Genomic DNA, 17,490 nt, shown 5'->3' with positions numbered 1-17,490 from the left:
GGAAAGGAGCGCCTTGTGCCGCAAACTACATCGACACTGACGCTTTTTCAAAACCAGACGTTCCGGATGCTCTGGATTGCTGCCCTTGCTTCAAACTTCGGGGGGCTGGTGCAGGCCGTCGGGGCGGCGTGGATGATGACATCATTGACCGAGTCGCAAAGCATGGTTGCGCTGGTGCAAGCCTCGGTGACGCTTCCGATCATGATTTTTTCGCTTTTGGCAGGCGTGTTTGCGGATAATTTTGACCGTCGCAAGGTCATGCTTATCGCGCAATCCTTCATGCTGGCCGTCTCAACCGTGCTTGCCGTCATGGCCTATGAGGGGATGCTGACGCCGTGGCTGTTGCTGGCGTTCACCTTTTTGATCGGCTGCGGGACGGCATTGCATAACCCCTCCTGGCAGGCCTCCATGGGTGATATCGTTTCGCGTGATGAACTGTCGGCGGCGGTGTCGTTGAACAGCATGGGGTTCAACCTGATGCGCAGCGTCGGCCCTGCGGCGGGGGGGGCGATTGTGGCGATTGCGGGGGCCGCGGCGGCCTTTACGGTGAACGCCTTTAGCTATGTCGGGATTATCGCAGCACTTTGGTTCTGGCGTCGCCCGACGCCGCAACGACGCTTGCCGCGCGAACGGATGGGCAGTGCGTTTTTTGCGGGGCTGCGCTATGTGGCGATGTCTCCCAATTTGATAAAAGTGATCTTTCGCGGTTTTCTGTTCGGCCTGTCCGCCATTGCCGTGCTGGCGTTGCTGCCGTTGATTGTACGGGAACTGTTGCAAGGCGGGGCGTTTGTTTATGGCGTGCTTCTGGGATGTTTCGGCATGGGCGCGGTCGGGGGCGCGTTGATGAATGCCCGCCTGCGCGCGCGTTTCCAGAACGAGCGTATCACCCAATCGGCATTCCTTGCCTTTGCCGTGAGCTGTACCACCTTGGCTCTTAGCCGTCACTATGTGATCAGCGGTGCGGCGCTGCTGTTTGCCGGCGGCAGTTGGGTTTTGGCCCTGTCCCTGTTCAATGTGACGGTGCAACTGTCGACGCCGCGCTGGGTCGTCGGTCGGGCGCTTGCGCTCTATCAGACCGGGGTGTTTGGCGGCATGGCGGGCGGAAGCTGGGCTTGGGGCATCATCGCCGAAAATTTTGGTGCGAGCCTTGCGATGTTTCTGGCCGCCGCCTTGCTGGTTCTTGGCGCCTTGGTCGGGTTGAAACTTCCCCTGCCGGATTCCTCGGAGCTTGATCTCAACCCATTGAATACCTTTAAAGAACCCCCGCTGAGGTTGGAGTTGAAACAACGCAGTGGCCCGATCATGATCATGGTCGACTATGAAATCGCCCAGCAGGATGTCAGCGCATTTTTGGCGGTGATGAGCACGCGGCGGCGTATCAGAATCCGCGACGGTGCGCAGCAATGGACGTTGTTGCGTGACCTTGAAAACCCGGATGTCTGGACAGAAACCTACCATGTTCCAACCTGGGTCGAATATGTCCGCCACCATGAGCGCCGTACACAGGCCGATGCTGAATCCTACGAACAGGTGCTAAAGCTGCACCGGGGGCAAGAGCGACCCAAGGTCCACCGCATGATTGAGCGGCAGGCGATATCCTTGCGTGATGACACACCGCGCAAAGATCCATCCGATGAGGTAGCGGGGTAGCAAAGGGGAGGTTCTGTGCCGCAAGGCCAGCGGCCTAGTGATCAATCTTCTCTGCCTTGACAAACATATTGCCCCAGGCCCGATCGATGAGGTCGGGGGTCATGTGATATGGGCTGTTTTCAAAGTCACAGATTGCCATCATCTGCTCGACAAGAAATTTTGGCATGTAGTTGGCATAGACGTTTTGAATGGTCGGGAACTTGACCTTCATCAGATGCATCATCGCCTGTTCATCCAGCGGCATTTTCTTGGCCCGTGCGACCATCGCGAAAATCTTTAGGAAATTCGCCTGATCCGGCCCGTCAATTTTGATTTTAAAGAAAATACGTCGTAGGGCCGCCCCGTCAAAAATCTCATTGGGATGGAAGTTGGTGGAAAAGATGACCAATGTATCAAAGGGCACGGTGAATTTTTCGCCTGACTGCAAGGCGAGAATATCCTTGCCTTCTTCCAGCGGGACAATCCAGCGGTTTACGAGTTTTTGCGGCGGCTCTGCCTGACGGCCAAGGTCGTCCACAATGAAAATCCCGCCCGTGGATTTCAGTTGCAACGGCGCCTGATAGGTTCGCGCCGTGGGATTATAGGTCAGATCAAGCATGTCCAGCGATAACTCCCCCCCGGTGATTACGGTCGGGCGCTCACAATAGACATAGCGATTGTCGAAACGGTTGGAAGTTCGGCGCAGGGAGTTGGGGTTGTCAATCGCCTCCTCAGCGGCGGAATGGACGATGGGGTCATAAAGTGTGATCACCTGGCCCGCATATTCCAAGGCGCGGGGGACATAAATCTTGTCGCCCATGGCATCCCGTATCCCGTTGGAAATACTGGACTTACCGTTTCCGGGTGGCCCGTACATCAGGATGGAACGGCCCGATGTGATCGCCGGGCCAAGGTTTGACAAAAGGTCGGGCGGCAAAATCAGATGCCCCATGGCGGCGGTAAGCTGTTCGCGGGTCAGGCGGATGTTGCGGACGGATTGTCGCTCTACCTGAACGCGGTAATCGGCCAGCGGGATCGGCATCGCGCCGTAATATTCTGACTGCGTCAGTGCATCCAGCGCGCGGGCTTTGCCGGCCTCGGTCAACTGATAGCCCATCTCGCTGCTGGATGTCGCGTGTAATGTACCCGTCGCCTCAAGCAGGCGCTGACTTCTGGCGAGGTCAATCAATTCTTGTGTAAGCTGAACGGGCAGCGATACAGCGCGCGCAACCCCGGAGGTGACATCAAGATTGGTGCGAAACATTGTTTTCAACAAGATATCTCGCATCATCACCATGGAAATCCCGACCTCTGCCAGGGTTTTGGGCGGCGGCGGGGCAAGGACATTCGGCGGCACTGTCTGAACGTTCATCAGGTCTACCCGTTTTGGATCAAGCTCGTGGCTATCCTGCGGGAAGAAGCGTTTCGAAAGGGTGAAAACGCCTTAAATAAGTGCGACAAGTAACGGGTAAAAGATCAAAGTCCCCGCAAGCGCCAGCCCCATCGGGAAATCCTTGTTTGTCCAACTCTCCCAATCATTGGTGGCAGCCCGGAATCGGGGCACGCGTTTCATCAGGCGGTGGCTGGTGAAGGCGCCTAGCAGGCAGGCCGAAAAAAGCGCAAAGACGATGCGCACATCGGCGGTGGCGAAAAACGGTGCCATCGCGGCCGCAAATTTCGCATCACCCGCGCCCATCAGCCCGGCCGCAGTTGCGATAAAGCCTGCCAAAAGCACAATACCCATCAGTGCCCAACCCCAGCCCCAAACCCCAAGCGGAAAGACAAAGGGGCCGACGACAAGATAGACCAAGGCCAAGGCGATAACGGCTTTGTTCGGGATCTTCATGAACTTCATATCCGACCATGACACCCAGATCGCGATGGGCAGGGTGAAGGGTAGGAACCAGATCAGTTGGGGAAGGGTCATTTGCATCAGTTTGTCACATTCGCATCCAAGGCCTCTAATGAGCGCACAGCAGCATCAAAATGTTGGGGGTGGGTGTCAATCGCCTCTTGAAGCAGGCCTTTTCCGATCCGCACATCGCCTTGTTTGATAGCGGTCAGGGCAAGCGTATGCAGAAGCTGCGCACGTTCGGTCTGGGTCATTTTGATCACGGGAATCTCATATTGACGTTGCGCGCCGCGGGCCAGAACGAGATTGTTCTTGGCCGTGAACAGCGACGGATCATAGGTGAGCGCGTCAAAGAACAGCTTTTCCGCCCCCTTGAAATCGCTGCGCGTCAGCTTGGAATAGCCCCAGTTGTTGTAGACGCCGGCGGGGGTAGTGGTCAGCCCTGCCGCGATCTCGTAAAAACTATCGGCCTTTTTCCAGTTTTTGTTTGAATCGGCAACCATCGCCTCCAGCTTGTAACGCTCAAAGGTTTCATGGGTGGGGGGGATTTTGTTCAGCTCAGCCTCGGCCTGTTTCCAGTTGTTGGACCGGATCAGCGCATCGGCATATGCGACATGGTCATTCGCGGTGGCAGAAGGGTCGCGCATGACCTCTGCCCAAACGCTTGCGGCCTCTTGCGGTTTTTTGGCGCGGACCAAGGATTTGGCAAGTCCGCGCTTCAGGTCAACACGGTCGGGGCTCTCGGCCGCCGTTTTGCGGAAATAGGCAACGGATTCGTTCGGGTCACCCACGGTAAGCATAATGTCGTTGAGGTTGGATTCATCAATCACGTTTACCGATTTCACGGCACGGTTGACCTCGGATTGGGATGCCTGTTGGCAGGCTGACAAAGCAACCATGGCGCCAAAGCACAGGGCGAAAAAGACTGGGTGGCGCATTTTGCGTCCTTTATTGCTGCTCGAGGTCTTAGAGCTGGGAGAGGAGGACATATTGGCCTTGGTCCCGCCGCACTAAGGTAAAGTCGTGGTTTTGTGTCCCCTCATCATACACAGCGGCCGTGCTGCGCGCGATAGAAAGCCGCAGATTTTCCCGGATTGAGTCTGAACCGCCACTATCCAGCGCATAGGCCTGTTGGAAAACTGCGCGGGCCTCGCCAAGTTTGCCGCGCTCCATCAATACCACGCCAAGGTTGTTATGGGCCGGAACGGAGGTGGGATCCGCCTTGACCGCCTGACGCAAAAGCGTTTCCGCCTGACCCAGACGACCCAAGCGCAAATTGGCCGATCCTATCGCGGAAAGGACATCGGCGGTCATGCCCTGTTCAGCTGCAGCACGTAAATAGGCGCGCAGCGCAAGGTCAAATTCCTGTGCTTCCATCAGTCGGTGCCCGACCAGCAACCCGTCAATACCCTTGGCCTTGGCGTCGGCCGAAGGGGGCGCATTGCGCGCACGTTCCGCGGCAGAGAGACCTTGCGTCGACTGACAGGCGGCCAGCAGGACCATCCCCAAGATCAAAACAAATGGTCGCCGTATCATAGTCAGTGTTCAGCCCCCGCCAAGCGCTTTGGTAATCCCGTGAACCGACGGCCCGATCAGGATGATCATCAAGGGCGGTACGGTAAACAGCATTGTGCCGAGGGTTAGCTTGGTGGGCAAGGTATTTGCTTTTTCTTCGGCGCGCATGACACGTTTATCGCGCATTTCGGCAGAATAGACACGCAGGGCCTCAGCGATAGAGGTGCCGAAACTGGCCGATTGTACCAGCGTTGTTACAAAGGACGACACATCGGCAATGCCAACCCGTTCGGACATATCCTTCAACACTGCGATGCGTTCCTTGCCGGCCTTTACCTCATGGGCGATTGTGTCGAATTCATCAGCCAGTGCCGGATAGCCGGCGCGGCTTTCCTTTGCCACACGCATGATGGATTGATCCAGCGATTGGCCCGCCTCAACGCAGACCAACATCATGTCCAGCGCGTCGGGAAAACCGGATACGATTTCATCCTGACGCTGCTGGATGCGGCGCTGAACCCAATATTGTGGTATATAATACCCGATTGCACCCGGTCCGATGGTACAAATCACAAGCATCTGGGTTGAGACATCCCCCTGACTTTGCAGGAACAGGGCATAGATGACGCCAAGTGACAAAAGCCCGACCCCCAATACCAACTGCAAAAAATGGAAAAGCTGCACAGAATTTTTGGCCCGGTAGCCAGCGCGCAAGAGTTTCAATCGGGATGCGGAAAGTTCTTCGGCGTTTTGCGGTTCCAGAAAGGTAGAGTATTTCTGCAGTTTTTCGCTGGCACCACCATTGCCGCCCATACGCAGGCCGGCCTCTTTAGGTGCCTTATATGTGTCGCGCTGGCGTTTGATCTTGTCAAAGGGCTCAGGCGGCTTGCGCATTATAACGGGCAATGCCACCAGTACCAAAACAAACCCGAGCCCGCCAACCACAAAGAGCGGGCCCAAAGGACCAAGCTTGTCGACAAGCATCTGCTGAATCGTCGCAAACATATTCCCAATCCTATACCTTGATATTGACCATGATCTTCATGAAGATCACGTTGATCACAAGAAATGCCCCCACCACCAAAGCGGCGGGAATGAAGGCAGAAGTCTCTTTGACGTTGTCATAGTAATCTGGCTTGATCACCTGAATCCCGATAAGGGCAACGATAGGAAAACCGGAAAGGAACATACCGGACCATTTCGCCTCGGCCGTGATCGCGCGCACACGGCGGAACAGCTTGAACCGGGCGCGAATTACTTGCGCCAGCCCGTGCAAAATCTCGGCCAGATTGCCGCCCGACGTTTGCTGAATGGTGACTGCAACAGCCAGAAACCGCAGATCCTGACTGTCCATGCGTTCGGCAAATTCCTTGAGCGATTCGGATATATCACGCCCATATGCCGCCTCATCTGCGATGATGCCGAATTCGGTGCCCAAAGGATCAGCGACCTCTTTTGCGACAATATTGATAGCCGATGAAAACGGATGCCCCACGCGCAAGGAGCGCACCATAAGTTCCACCGCATCGGGCAATTGCTCATCCATTAGATCCATGCGCGCTTTTGCTTTGCGCGCGACCCAAGTGTAGACGCCACCGATGCCCATCGCGATGGCGATAACGGCGCGCACGGCTGGTTCTGCTGCGGTGCCGATGGTAAGGCCGAGATAGGCAAAAACGGACACACCTGCCATGATCAACACCAGCTGCCGGGGGGAAAACGCGATGTTTGCCTTTTGCGCCTTGGCCGCCAGAATAGAGTAAAGCGGGATGCCGCGGGCCTTCAGGTGTTGGCCCATTTCCTTGCGAAGCTGCTCCAGAACTTGTTCACGATTGCCGGATTTTTCCAAAAGCTCCAAACGGCGGCTGACACGGCTGTTCAGACTGATGGATTTGCCGAACACCGTCAGGTAAAGACCTTCGACCAGCACAAGAACGGCCACGAAAATCAGAATGTAGATCAGAGGGGCTGCACTGAATTGCATGGCTTGTCCTTAGACGATGGGTTCATAAATGGATGCGGGCAGGTCATAGCCCCATTGGCGGAAACGCTCGGAATAATGCGACCGCACGCCAGTGGCATTGAAACGCCCGATGATCGCGCCATCCGGTGCAAGGCCAAGCCGTTCGAATCGAAAGATTTCCTGCATGGAAATGACCTCTCCCTCCATCCCGGTGATCTCGGTGATAGAGGTCATTCGGCGGGTGCCATCCTGAAGACGGCTGGCCTGTACCACCAGATTTACAGCGGATGAAATCTGGGACCGGACGGCTTTTAGCGGCATCTCGATCCCGGCCATTGCGATCATATTTTCGAGGCGCGATACTGCATCACGGGCAGAGTTGGCGTGGATGGTGGTCATGGACCCGTCGTGACCGGTGTTCATAGCCTGTAGCATGTCTATGACCTCCTCGCCGCGGGTTTCCCCGACGATGATCCGGTCGGGGCGCATCCGCAGTGCGTTGCGCAGACAATCCCGCTGGGTCACAGCACCCTTGCCCTCAACGTTGGCGGGGCGGCTTTCCATGCGCCCGACATGGATCTGTTGCAATTGCAATTCGGCGGTATCCTCAATCGTCAACACCCGTTCGGAATTATCGATGAAAGAGGATAAAGCATTGAGCGTGGTGGTTTTTCCCGAACCCGTTCCGCCCGAGACGATGATGTTCAGACGGGTGGAAACCGCGGCTTGCAGATAGGCAGCCATTTCCTCGGTAAAGGCGCCGAAACTGACCAAATCGGGGACGCCCAGCTTGTCCTTCTTGAACTTCCGGATGGAGACGAGGCTGCCATCTACCGCGACGGGGGGCACCATGCAGTTGAAGCGGCTGCCATCCGCCAGACGTGCATCGCAATAGGGATTGGATTCGTCCACCCTGCGCCCGACGGCCGAGACAATCTTGTCGATGATACGCAGCAAATGACGCTCATCCTTGAAGGTGATGTCTGTCAGGGTAAGTTTGCCCGCCCGCTCAATAAAAATACGTTTTGGCCCGTTCACCAAAATGTCGTTAACCGTTTCGTCCTTGAGCAGGGTCTCCAGCGGGCCAAGGCCCATGACCTCGTCATAGAGCTCCTGATTGAGGATCGTGCGGTCGTCCTTATTCAATGCGACCGACATCTCATCCAGCGCTTCGGAAACGATCGCAGAAATCTCGGCCTTCAAGTTGGCTTCTGACGCGGTTTCGAGGGCGGCAAGGTTCAGGTTTTCAAGCAGTTTTTTATGCAGCTCTACCTTGAGCTCCATCAAGCGGTCTTTGCGCTTTTTCTCTTTGTCTACGGCAACCGCCTCAGCGGATGGGCGGATGGTGACTTGCGCGGTACGCTTTGGGGCTGAGGGTTTCGGCTCGGGTGCCGCGGGCCGGGTCTCAACCGGTTGCAACGCTGAGACCGCAGCGGATTTTGCAGCTTTTGGAGCGGCTTCGGCGGTCTTTTTGTAACGCGAGAACATGGTCTATGCACCCCTTCAGTCGTTTTTATCCTCTGGCCGCCTCCGCTGATTTGTTCAGATCATACAAAGACTTTGCCAGCTTCTGGATTTCCTTGCGCATCGGATTCTTGGCAGAAGATTCCGCCAAGGGCAGCCCGTGATCATTGGCCTGCGTTACTTGGGCACCCCCGTCCGGCAGCTGCACTTCGATGTCGATATCCAGGCTTTCAGCCATTCGTTTAACCCGACTTTTGCCGGACAGATCCGTAAACTTCGGCGCACGGTTCAAGATAAAGCGCAGCTTGTCTGACGGCAGCGCATCTGCCTTGAGGGCACGCACGAGGCGGAGAACGTTCTGTGCCGAGCGTAGATCGAGTTCCATTAAGGCGAAGTAAATATGCGCACGGGTCAGAACGGTTTCTGTCCAGCTGATAATCGTAGAGGGCATATCGATGATGACAAAATCGAAGTTTTGCCGTGCCATATCGATCAGGCGGTCGATGTCCTCACCCTGCACAATGTCCAGCGGCAGCATATCAGGCGGCGCGGTAAAGACATGCAGCTTGTCGTTGAAGGTCGCATGGATTTCAAAAAGGCCTCGGTATCGGCCCCTTCGGTGTCTTGCAAAATATCAAACACCGCCTCGCGACGTGGCAGGTCCAGATAGGTCGAAACCGCGCCGAACTGGAAATCAAAATCCAAAAGGCAAACACGGGGGGCATCCGTTTTGCTGACGGTCGCCAGATCCCATGCCAAATTGCATGCGAATGTTGATGCACCAACGCCACCCGCCATACCGTGCACCGGCAAGACCACACCTTCGTGGTCGCCCCCGGCCTTGAGGCTGGGCCTGTTCTCGGGGTCAGGCTCTGCCTCTGGATAGGGAAGGTCAGAGGCGACCTCGGTCGTGGCGCGGCGCATCCGGGCGATTGCATCATGCAGCGCCCCTTCCGGCAAAGGGTAGGGGACAAAGTCATCGGCGCCCAGACGCAGCAGCTGATGCAGGGCGACCGGGTTAACATCATGTGCGATCAATATAACCTTGATGTCATTGGATTTCGCCTGGGTGATAAGGTTCGCGATCGGGTCCAGAACCTGTACATCATCACCATCTACTGCGATCGCAACAAACTCCAGACTTCCCGATTCTGGCTGGTTCAGAAAGACAGGGGCGTCCTCAAAAGAGAGGTCACCCCAACTCTCGCCCAATTCAATTTCCATATCGTCAATCAGAAGATCGAAGTTTTGCACATCGCGCGATATTGTGCAGGCCACAATCGGGGTCGGATCGGGATGGAGGTTTGCTACACTTGTCATCTTGGTATGCCCTTTAAAAGCGGGTCCACCCTAAATCGCGTTTGCAAAATTGACAAAACGGTCGCTAGAGCGTGGAAAAACCCCGCCGCCAACCGCTGCGCAATTGGCCTCATTCCGGGTAAGATGGTGGACAATCTTGGCGATATTGGGGCTAAAAGGCTCTTCTTTCGGGTTTTTTGCAAAATAGTAACCATGTTATCACTATAACCCGCCCTGATAGGTCTAAGATGCAGGCACAGAATCAACCCTGCCTGCCCTCAAAGCGCCTAGCCGGGGTTGGTCTGCGTTTGGATGATCTGATTTGCCGGATGGGGACGTCGTGCAAGGTCGATATATTCCCGGTGAATCACGGCAGCATATTTCCCATTCAACACGGTCGGATGATTTTTCACAAAACCGGACACTTCGGTGACGGTGCGACGGTTGCGTTCTTCCGGTGAAGCGGTTTGCACCAGCGGGCGGGTTTCGCCAAAAGAGGCAAGCGCTTCCAGCCGGTCCCGACTGATGCCCTGACTTGCGAAATAGGCCACCACAGCCTTGGCGCGCCGCAGGCCGAGCGCCTTGTTATAGCTTGACGTCCCGACCAGATCGGTATGGCCATAGACGCGGAACCGTACCTCGGGAAACGCCTTGATCCAATCCGCTTGCTGGCGCAGGATGGAAACCGATCTTGCATCCAGATGTGCTGAATCAAAAGCGAATGTGATTGTTGAGGGCACTTCACGCGCGAAACGGCCCGCCAAGGCAATTGCATAGTCCTTTTGCCCAGACTGGATCAGGGTATTGTTCATTGTGGCATTGCCGAAATCTGTGGCACCGCCGCCAATTTCTTGGTCAAAGCCTGGACCGCAGGCGGCCAGTGTCAGGAGGGATGCCCCCAAAAAGAGTTTCGAAATCCGCATCCGCTTACTCCATCACATAGCCATAGGAACCGCTGAAATCCTGTCGGGCAACTTCACCGGCCGCACCTGTGCCGGAAACTTTGCCAAAGAGAAAGAACTCACGCTCGGTCGGGGGTCTGACGCGGTCGGTCGGAAGCGCCAGCGCCTCACCTCGGGTCGGAGTCACCAGATGCGGGGTGACGATGATCACCAGTTCCGACTGCGCCCGCTGATACTCGGCGCTGCGAAACAGCGCACCGATCACGGGAATATCGCCCAGCCACGGCACCTGTCCGTTCAAATTCCGAAAGTCGTCCTGCAACAACCCGGCAATGGCAAAGCTCTCCCCGTCGCGCATTTCCACGGTGGTTGAAGTTTCGCGCCGTTTGAAGGCGTTGATCGTAAAGCCCCCGGCCTCCAGCGTGACCGAGTTGTCGATCGAGGATACCGAGGCGTTGATCGTCAGGTTGATCACATCGCCATCAACCACCACGGGGGTAAAGTTCATCTCTACGCCGAAGGGTTTATATTCAATGGTAACCGTGCCATCGCCGCCAGACACCGGGATCGGATATTCGCCACCCGCCAGAAATTTGGCCTCTTGCCCCGACAGCGCGGTCAGGTTTGGTTCGGCCAGCGTGCGGACAACCCCCTTACTTTCCAGCGCCTCCAGCAAGACCGCAAATTGCAGGCTGCCTGCGGAAAAGCCAAGGGTCATATTGCCATTGGTGCCCGCGGGGGAACTGTAGCTCCCGCCCGAAAAGGCCCCGTCAAGCGCGCTGCCATCCGTAAAAACGCCTGATCCGCCCTTGGTGCCGACATCACCGCCGGCGATTGAACCGTTAAGCCCGAGTGAGGCAGAGAGGCTTTTGGAGACGGAGCGCTGCATTTCGGCGAAGCGTACCTTAAGCATGACTTGTTGGTTTCCGCCCACACTCATTAAATTAGAGACCCGTTCGGGGGCATATCTGTTGGCCAGATCCAGCGCGCGGTCGAGTTTGGCCGTGCTGGAAACAGTGCCAGACAGGACGATGCCATCATTGGCGGTGCGAACCTCGATCTGCTCACCGGGAAGAATCTGCCTCAGGCGTTCTTTGAATTCCGCGATGTCGGGGGTGACATGAACCTCAACGTTGGAAATGAGTCGCCCATCCGCCCCCAGAAGGGTCATTGTTGTCCGGCCGGGCGCTTTGCCCAATACATAGATCGACTTTTCAGAGAGGGTAGAAATATCGGCAATGCCGGGATTTGCGATGGAAAGCTCGGCAAAGGCGGTATCGCTTTCAACCACCACGGCGCGGTTCATCGGAACCTGCAAGGCCCGCGAAGGTGCGCCACTCATGACCCGCAGGCTCTGGGCCTGCGCTCCGGAATAAACGGGCTGGAGCAGAGCAAGGCCAAGTGCCGTAGCCCTCAGAAGGGTCTGCATTCTCATATCACTGCCTTTCAATCGCGCCTCGGTATCGGGTATGCCTGAAAACAGGCACGCCAGAGCGATAGGTCTAAATGCCCATCTTGAGTGCATTTTGTAGGTCTTTTGGTTTTATTGCAAGAATCAAAACCTTAAAGCGCGTTCTTGATGTGGATATGTTGCAACAGGGGACGCAGAGCCTGCAACCCAAGGTGGTTTTAAGAGTGCCTGCCCACTAAATCCGGTAGATTCTATGCGGCCTAATTAGTGCAGGGAATCGGCATCTCCACCACCTCTGCGCCGCGGCGGGTTTTAATTGTGCATTCCTTCTCGCGCTCTACCTTGACGGGTTCTGCGGTGTGAAGACCCAAAAGATCTGCGCTGTCTACTTCGACACTTTCAACGATTGTCTCATCGCCCGCGCCCACAAGCGACAGCGAAAGGCTGCCGGTTGCTTGCGCTTGGGCAAGGCGTGCGACCTGTTGTGGCGTTGCCTCGACTGTAACGGTGCGGGCGATCATGGCGGTCGCGGCACTGCGATCACTGTTGGCGGCCTGATCAACCGCGACCACTTTGATAGCCGTTTCAATCAATTGGGTAAAATTGTTCCGGCTTTCCGGGGTGGATCCAGTCCAATAGATGTCAATATTGTCGCCCGGCTGGACAAAGCCTGACACACCCGAGGAGACATCCACCTTTATGGCAAAGGCGCGCTTGCCCTTTGACAGACGTGACGTCAGGCCTAGGGCCGCCCCCGGCTCCGTGATTTTAACGGCCAGGACCGGTTCCAGCTTTTCCATCTGGCGCAAAACATAGCGTGGTTGCTTTTCGCCGCCGGGAAACAGGGCCTCCTCGGTCAGAAAGGCACCTTTGGCCAGAGATTTAACCGGAAAAGTTGCAAGCTGCACATCGTCTTTGGTGATGGGGACGCCGTAGGGCAGGGTTTTGGTGACGACATAAACTTCAATCAACTCCCCCAGCTTAAGGCGGGAGGCTTTTTCGCGCGCGACCTCGACTTGGGCCTGACTGACATAGCCTTGCACCATCCATACCGCCGCCCCGGCAAGAGCCAGCCCGACAAGCAGGACAAGTCCGAATATCATGCGCATATTTCGATCCCCTTAATGCTTCAGGGCCATAGACCCCGGTTCCTATCTGCTGCTGGTATAACCCAGCTCCATCTCGCCGATCTGGTCACCGATTTTTTCAGCGGAGCTATCTGCGGTATAAGCGATAGGCATTAACACAATCATACCAAGGCCAATGATTGCTGCGGTTAAAACCACCCAGTCGACCGTAATCGCGCCGGTTTCAGATTTTAAAAACTTGATAAGTAAATTTGCCATTGATCATCCCTCTGCTCTCGATGACCATCTGAACCGGGGCCGACCCTGAACCCGGGCATGAAATATGCTGGGTCAACTAGCGTTTTCTAGTTTCGGAGACATTAGGGATCATCGATGTTTCGCACCAACCAAGGCCGCACCCTTCCGGATGCGGCCTTGTTTTTCGCGTTCAAGCGGCAGTAGTGTGGCCGATTAATCCTCAGCAGACACGTAGCCGATTGCTTGTTCGCCTAGGGTATCAGCTACGTTCTGGCCCATATCTTCGATGCCGCCGCCAACGAGGGTCATCACGACCATGCCAAGGCCGACAATCGCTGCGGTCAGGACGACCCAGTCCACAGTCACAGCACCGGATTCGTCATTGAAAAACTTGCGGATGAATGTTTTGATTTGCATGGTATTGATCCCTTTCATGGATATCGTTGGTTCAGATCGAAACCGTTTTCAAGCAGCGGGTCTTCGTTTGCTTCGCTGCCGTTGCGGTATGACCCTATATACCCCTTTAAACATGGCGCGATTGGGGCAAGGGTTGGGTCGTTTCTTGATATAATTAACGTTATGGAAACGCTCGGTTCCATTAGCGAAACATTAACCCTTTTCAGGCCCTTTCAGCGGATATTTGAGGGCAGATTATGATTAACGCCCGGTGCGGCTGCGCATTGACGGTGGTGGAAAAGCCGAGATTCTTTGAAGAGTTTGAAACAACCATTGTGACAATCGCGCCGGTTTCGGCCCTTGTCGCCGGTTTTGCTATCAAAATCCTAGCGTGTGAGGGTGAATCCTGCGATTATCTAAAAAAGAAAAGAAAATGAGCAGTATTCACATGGTAAAGCGGGTTGTCCCCCTTTTGCTTGCCCTGTCGATAATCGTCGGCTTGGGTATGCCTGTTATGGCGCTGGCGCAAACCGCGCCCTATCAGGATGACTTTTCGGCCCGTCGCGTTAAGGTAGATACCAACAGGGTCGGCCCGCGCATTACCGTACAGATTGACCCGGCAGACCAGGCCAAACGATTGGTGGTGGCCCCGCAGGCGATTCCCGAAATCCTGGCACCGACTGTAAAAGGGGCCGCGCTTGCCCCATCTGCCAGCTATGCTTGGTACTGGGATGCGGTTCCGGCCGTTCAGACCGCAAGGGATGGACGCTTTACACTGGCGATGGCCAGCCTGTCCAAGGGTCCGGCGGGGGCATCGGTGCGCGCCCCGCGTTTGCAGCACATGCAAGAGGTGGCCGGGAAATACGGCACCGAGATACTTAAAGCAACGATCGGGACCAATGTCTCTCCGGCTTTGGTTCTGGCGGTGATCGGGGTTGAGAGCGCCGGACGTGCAGATGCTGTCAGCTCGGCCGGTGCGCAGGGGTTGATGCAACTGATCCCTGCCACAGCTGAACGGTTCGGCGTGACCGATGCCACGGATGCGGCGCAAAACATCAAGGGCGGCGTGGCCTATCTTAACTGGCTGATGGCAGAGTTTGACCGCGACCCGTTAATGGTGCTTGCGGCCTATAACGCGGGGGAGGGGGCCGTGCGGGCCAATGACGGGGTGCCCCCCTATGCCGAGACCCGCGACTACGTGCCCAAGGTGCTGGCGGCGTGGCAGGTGGCGCAGGGGCTGTGCCTGACCCCGCCCGAGCTTGTGAGTGACCCCTGTGTGTTCAAGGTAATCGCGGCAGGGGGATAAAGAGCGCACACGATCTGCGCGCCCTTTGAATGTTTAAGCGACGATGGTCGCCTCGGTTGCCGCGCGCAGCTCGTCCTCAGTGACGCCATCGGCGCATTCGACAATGCGCAAACCGCCCTCAACCACATCCAGCACACCCAGATTGGTGATGATACGGTCGACCACGGATTTCCCCGTCAGCGGCAAGGTGCATTCCTTGAGCAGCTTGGAATCGCCGTGTTTGGAGGTATGGTCCATCACAACAACCACACGGCCGACACCGGCAACAAGGTCCATAGCACCGCCCATGCCCTTGACCAGCTTGCCGGGGATCATCCAGTTCGCCAGATCGCCATTCTCGGCCACTTCCATCGCGCCAAGGATCGCCATCGCAATCTTGCCGCCCCGGATCATCGCAAAACTTTGCGCAGAATCGAAGTAGGCGGTCTGTGGCAGCTCGGTGATGGTCTGTTTGCCCGCATTGATCAGATCGGCATCCTCTTCGCCCTCAATCGGGAAGGGGCCCATGCCAAGCATGCCGTTCTCCGATTGCAGCGTCACCTCGACCCCCTCGGGGATGTAGTTGGACACCAAGGTCGGAATCCCTATCCCGAGGTTCACATACCAGCCGTCCTGCAGTTCTTGTGCGGCGCGCGCCGCCATTTGGTTCCGGTCCCAAGCCATGATCAAGAAGCCTTTCTGACGGTGCGCTGTTCAATGCGCTTTTCGTGTTCACCCTGAACAATGCGGTGCACATAGATGCCGGGCAGGTGAATGGAGTCGGGATCAAGCGCGCCCATTGGCACGATTTCCTCGACCTCTGCCACGCAGATTTTGCCGCAGGTCGCGGCGGGGGGGTTAAAGTTGCGCGCCGTCTTGCGGAACACAAGGTTGCCCGAGGGGTCGGCCTTCCATGCTTTTACGATGGCAAGATCGGCCACGATGCCGGTTTCCATGATGTATTCCTGCCCGTCAAAGACCTTCACATCCTTGCCCTCGGCAATCACGGTGCCAACACCGGTCTTGGTATAGAAACCGGGAATACCGGCACCACCAGCGCGCATCCGCTCGGCCAAGGTGCCCTGCGGGTTGAATTCCAGCTCCAACTCTCCGCTAAGATACTGGCGCATGAATTCCGCGTTTTCCCCCACGTAAGAGGAGATCATCTTTTTGACCTGCCGGGTTTCAAGCAAAACGCCCAAGCCAAACCCGTCAACGCCTGCGTTATTGGAGGCAACCGTCAGCCCCTTGGTGCCCGCGTCCCGAATAGCAGAAATCAGCAGTTCCGGAATGCCGCAAAGGCCAAAGCCACCGGCGGCGATCATCATCCCATCAAACAGCACGCCGTCCAGCGCCGATGATGCGTCTTTATAAATCTTCTTCACAGAAGCTCCCCCGCAATATGATAGCCGAAGTTTTGGCCCAGCCCCGAGATGAAGTCAATTGCACTGACGGCCCGGTTTCATGTGATTGGAACGTGATTTCGGAAAAATAGAGGAAAACCGCTTGAAGCGGAGGCGATTGCGGGATTATCAGGGGGGACTGGCTTTTTGCCCGACCGGTCGCTATGGCCGGTGCATAGGAAAAAGCGTCAGATGCGGGCGTGCTGGAATGGTAGACAGACCAGACTTAAAATCTGTTGGGGCTTGTCCCCGTGTGGGTTCGAGTCCCACCGCCCGCACCAAATTCATATTTATTACAATGACCTGCACCTTATTATTCCGCTGCGAGTTTTGAGATCTTTTGGCGTACTTCGTCACTCAGGTATTCGTCACTTATGTTGCTTAAGTAGCGCAACGCGTGCTCGTCATTTGCCTCATACTCTAGCCCGCGTTTAAAGAATGTCAGGCGACCTTGACACTCGTCTATGATCTGCCCCCAAGTCTTAGCCCATACTCGAATTCTGGGATCATCAAGTTCAAGTACAAGACCCCGAGGCTTTCCGGTCTGCTTGGCCTCCAATTCAGCGTCACGCGTGAAGCTGTTAGAGACGGCTAAAAAATCCCACTCTACAGAAGAATTCTTAAACCTATCGTCAAGCGCAACGGTAATCCCCCCCTTTTTAACGAGGTGCATCCGTAGAACTTACGCGGCCATTTTCAGTTTCTGGGCGGGAGTGATGCCGCCGATGCCCCGCTGTCCGGCAACGGTTTGCAAGCAAACCGTGAGAGGAATGTTCGGGCGGTCGTTGTTGTATGTCCATAGCCATTGCGTGGCGTGATCTTGTGCCTCCTCTATGCTTTCGATGATGTATTGGTCCAGCCATTCATGCCGGACCGTCCGGTTGTAGCGCTCAATGTAAGCATTCTGTTGAGGTTTGCCGGGTTGGATGTGTAGGATGGTAACCCCTTGTTCCTCGGCCCATTTCATTAGCTTTCCACTGATGTATTCCGGGCCGTTGCCGACTCTTATGGTGCCGGGCTTGCCACGCCATTCGATGATGCGGTTG

18 protein-coding genes, 1 tRNA gene and 1 pseudogene are annotated in these 17,490 nt (G+C 56.1%); 4 read left to right on the top strand and 16 right to left on the bottom strand.

Annotated features, from left to right (window positions below; all coding sequences use genetic code 11):
- Nucleotides 1-15: 15 nt before the first annotated feature.
- Entirely contained in the window at nt 16-1,650 is a 1,635-nt protein-coding gene (locus AKU94_RS16460; protein WP_050528356.1) for an MFS transporter, read from the top strand.
- A gap of 34 nt (nt 1,651-1,684) precedes the next feature.
- Here AKU94_RS16460 and AKU94_RS16455 read toward each other — a convergent pair whose 3' ends face one another.
- From AKU94_RS16455 to AKU94_RS16395, 13 genes and pseudogenes are all read right to left on the bottom strand, one after another.
- A complete protein-coding gene (locus AKU94_RS16455; protein WP_050528355.1) occupies nt 1,685-3,001 on the bottom strand; it encodes an ATPase in 1,317 nt (438 codons plus the stop codon).
- 72 nt (nt 3,002-3,073) lie between these two features.
- Nucleotides 3,074-3,562: a prepilin peptidase gene (locus tag AKU94_RS16450; RefSeq protein WP_050528354.1), complete on the bottom strand. Its 489-nt coding sequence runs from the start codon at nt 3,560-3,562 to the stop codon at nt 3,074-3,076.
- Nucleotides 3,562-4,419, bottom strand: coding sequence for a tetratricopeptide repeat protein (locus AKU94_RS16445; RefSeq protein WP_050528353.1), 858 nt, complete (start codon nt 4,417-4,419; stop codon nt 3,562-3,564). The genes AKU94_RS16450 and AKU94_RS16445 overlap by 1 nt, the downstream gene beginning before the upstream one ends.
- A gap of 28 nt (nt 4,420-4,447) precedes the next feature.
- Nucleotides 4,448-5,014, bottom strand: coding sequence for a tetratricopeptide repeat protein (locus tag AKU94_RS16440; protein WP_408633708.1), 567 nt, complete (start codon nt 5,012-5,014; stop codon nt 4,448-4,450).
- Between the two features lie 12 nt (nt 5,015-5,026).
- On the bottom strand, nt 5,027-6,001 hold the full coding sequence (locus AKU94_RS16435) for a type II secretion system F family protein (RefSeq protein ID WP_050528352.1): 975 nt from the start codon (nt 5,999-6,001) through the stop codon (nt 5,027-5,029).
- A 10-nt stretch (nt 6,002-6,011) separates the two neighbouring features.
- Nucleotides 6,012-6,980, bottom strand: a complete 969-nt coding sequence (locus AKU94_RS16430; RefSeq protein ID WP_050528351.1) for a type II secretion system F family protein — start codon at nt 6,978-6,980, stop codon at nt 6,012-6,014.
- Nucleotides 6,981-6,989: 9 nt separating this feature from the next.
- Nucleotides 6,990-8,447, bottom strand: coding sequence for a CpaF family protein (locus AKU94_RS16425; RefSeq protein WP_050528350.1), 1,458 nt, complete (start codon nt 8,445-8,447; stop codon nt 6,990-6,992).
- A gap of 25 nt (nt 8,448-8,472) precedes the next feature.
- Nucleotides 8,473-9,743, bottom strand: a pseudogene (locus AKU94_RS16420) (AAA family ATPase).
- 266 nt (nt 9,744-10,009) lie between these two features.
- The gene (locus AKU94_RS16415; RefSeq protein ID WP_050528349.1) at nt 10,010-10,645 is read right to left on the bottom strand and encodes an OmpA family protein; all 636 of its coding nucleotides are present in this window, start codon (nt 10,643-10,645) and stop codon (nt 10,010-10,012) included.
- Nucleotides 10,646-10,649: 4 nt separating this feature from the next.
- Nucleotides 10,650-12,059, bottom strand: coding sequence for a type II and III secretion system protein family protein (locus AKU94_RS16410; RefSeq protein ID WP_050528348.1), 1,410 nt, complete (start codon nt 12,057-12,059; stop codon nt 10,650-10,652).
- Nucleotides 12,060-12,295: 236 nt separating this feature from the next.
- Nucleotides 12,296-13,144 (bottom strand): Flp pilus assembly protein CpaB, encoded by an 849-nt coding sequence (gene cpaB / locus AKU94_RS16405; protein ID WP_050528347.1) that lies wholly within the window; start codon nt 13,142-13,144, stop codon nt 12,296-12,298.
- A 42-nt stretch (nt 13,145-13,186) separates the two neighbouring features.
- Entirely contained in the window at nt 13,187-13,381 is a 195-nt protein-coding gene (locus AKU94_RS16400) for a hypothetical protein (RefSeq protein WP_050528346.1), read from the bottom strand.
- A 192-nt stretch (nt 13,382-13,573) separates the two neighbouring features.
- Nucleotides 13,574-13,777, bottom strand: coding sequence for a Flp family type IVb pilin (locus AKU94_RS16395; RefSeq protein ID WP_050528375.1), 204 nt, complete (start codon nt 13,775-13,777; stop codon nt 13,574-13,576).
- Nucleotides 13,778-14,013: 236 nt separating this feature from the next.
- Here AKU94_RS16395 and AKU94_RS16390 point away from each other — a divergent pair, with 236 nt between their 5' ends.
- Nucleotides 14,014-14,193, top strand: coding sequence for a hypothetical protein (locus AKU94_RS16390; RefSeq protein WP_050528345.1), 180 nt, complete (start codon nt 14,014-14,016; stop codon nt 14,191-14,193).
- Nucleotides 14,190-15,062, top strand: a complete 873-nt coding sequence (locus AKU94_RS16385; protein WP_232295788.1) for a lytic transglycosylase domain-containing protein — start codon at nt 14,190-14,192, stop codon at nt 15,060-15,062. The genes AKU94_RS16390 and AKU94_RS16385 overlap by 4 nt, the downstream gene beginning before the upstream one ends.
- A 33-nt stretch (nt 15,063-15,095) precedes the next feature.
- Here AKU94_RS16385 and AKU94_RS16380 read toward each other — a convergent pair whose 3' ends face one another.
- Both AKU94_RS16380 and AKU94_RS16375 read right to left on the bottom strand, forming a co-directional pair.
- On the bottom strand, nt 15,096-15,725 hold the full coding sequence (locus AKU94_RS16380; RefSeq protein WP_050528344.1) for a 3-oxoacid CoA-transferase subunit B: 630 nt from the start codon (nt 15,723-15,725) through the stop codon (nt 15,096-15,098).
- 2 nt (nt 15,726-15,727) lie between these two features.
- Complete coding sequence (locus AKU94_RS16375) at nt 15,728-16,426, bottom strand: CoA transferase subunit A (protein ID WP_050528343.1); 699 nt, start codon at nt 16,424-16,426, stop codon at nt 15,728-15,730.
- A gap of 212 nt (nt 16,427-16,638) precedes the next feature.
- Here AKU94_RS16375 and AKU94_RS16370 point away from each other — a divergent pair.
- A tRNA-Leu gene (locus tag AKU94_RS16370) sits at nt 16,639-16,725 on the top strand.
- Nucleotides 16,726-17,126: 401 nt separating this feature from the next.
- On the opposite strand, the gene AKU94_RS16360 is transcribed toward AKU94_RS16370, so the two are convergent.
- Nucleotides 17,127-17,490, bottom strand: a 364-nt coding sequence (locus AKU94_RS16360) for an integrase core domain-containing protein (RefSeq protein ID WP_157056586.1), incomplete at its 5' end; no start/stop codon positions are given.

Source organism: Pseudorhodobacter aquimaris, from assembly GCF_001202025.1.
Taxonomy (GTDB): domain Bacteria; phylum Pseudomonadota; class Alphaproteobacteria; order Rhodobacterales; family Rhodobacteraceae; genus Pseudorhodobacter; species Pseudorhodobacter aquimaris.
This window is presented reverse-complemented; position numbering and strand designations above follow the sequence as displayed.

What these genes read in the sequence shown, in the direction of transcription:
- AKU94_RS16445 (WP_050528353.1), bottom strand. Translation starts at nt 4,419, where the DNA reads ATGCGCCACCCAGTCTTTTTCGCCCTGTGCTTTGGCGCCATGGTTGCT.
- AKU94_RS16390 (WP_050528345.1), top strand. Translation starts at nt 14,014, where the DNA reads ATGATTAACGCCCGGTGCGGCTGCGCATTGACGGTGGTGGAAAAGCCG.
- AKU94_RS16450 (WP_050528354.1), bottom strand. Translation starts at nt 3,562, where the DNA reads ATGCAAATGACCCTTCCCCAACTGATCTGGTTCCTACCCTTCACCCTG.
- AKU94_RS16385 (WP_232295788.1), top strand. Translation starts at nt 14,190, where the DNA reads ATGAGCAGTATTCACATGGTAAAGCGGGTTGTCCCCCTTTTGCTTGCC.
- AKU94_RS16400 (WP_050528346.1), bottom strand. Translation starts at nt 13,381, where the DNA reads ATGGCAAATTTACTTATCAAGTTTTTAAAATCTGAAACCGGCGCGATT.
- AKU94_RS16435 (WP_050528352.1), bottom strand. Translation starts at nt 6,001, where the DNA reads ATGTTTGCGACGATTCAGCAGATGCTTGTCGACAAGCTTGGTCCTTTG.
- AKU94_RS16395 (WP_050528375.1), bottom strand. Translation starts at nt 13,777, where the DNA reads ATGCAAATCAAAACATTCATCCGCAAGTTTTTCAATGACGAATCCGGT.
- AKU94_RS16415 (WP_050528349.1), bottom strand. Translation starts at nt 10,645, where the DNA reads ATGCGGATTTCGAAACTCTTTTTGGGGGCATCCCTCCTGACACTGGCC.
- AKU94_RS16430 (WP_050528351.1), bottom strand. Translation starts at nt 6,980, where the DNA reads ATGCAATTCAGTGCAGCCCCTCTGATCTACATTCTGATTTTCGTGGCC.
- AKU94_RS16380 (WP_050528344.1), bottom strand. Translation starts at nt 15,725, where the DNA reads ATGGCTTGGGACCGGAACCAAATGGCGGCGCGCGCCGCACAAGAACTG.
- cpaB (WP_050528347.1), bottom strand. Translation starts at nt 13,144, where the DNA reads ATGCGCATGATATTCGGACTTGTCCTGCTTGTCGGGCTGGCTCTTGCC.
- AKU94_RS16425 (WP_050528350.1), bottom strand. Translation starts at nt 8,447, where the DNA reads ATGTTCTCGCGTTACAAAAAGACCGCCGAAGCCGCTCCAAAAGCTGCA.
- AKU94_RS16410 (WP_050528348.1), bottom strand. Translation starts at nt 12,059, where the DNA reads ATGAGAATGCAGACCCTTCTGAGGGCTACGGCACTTGGCCTTGCTCTG.
- AKU94_RS16455 (WP_050528355.1), bottom strand. Translation starts at nt 3,001, where the DNA reads ATGAACGTTCAGACAGTGCCGCCGAATGTCCTTGCCCCGCCGCCGCCC.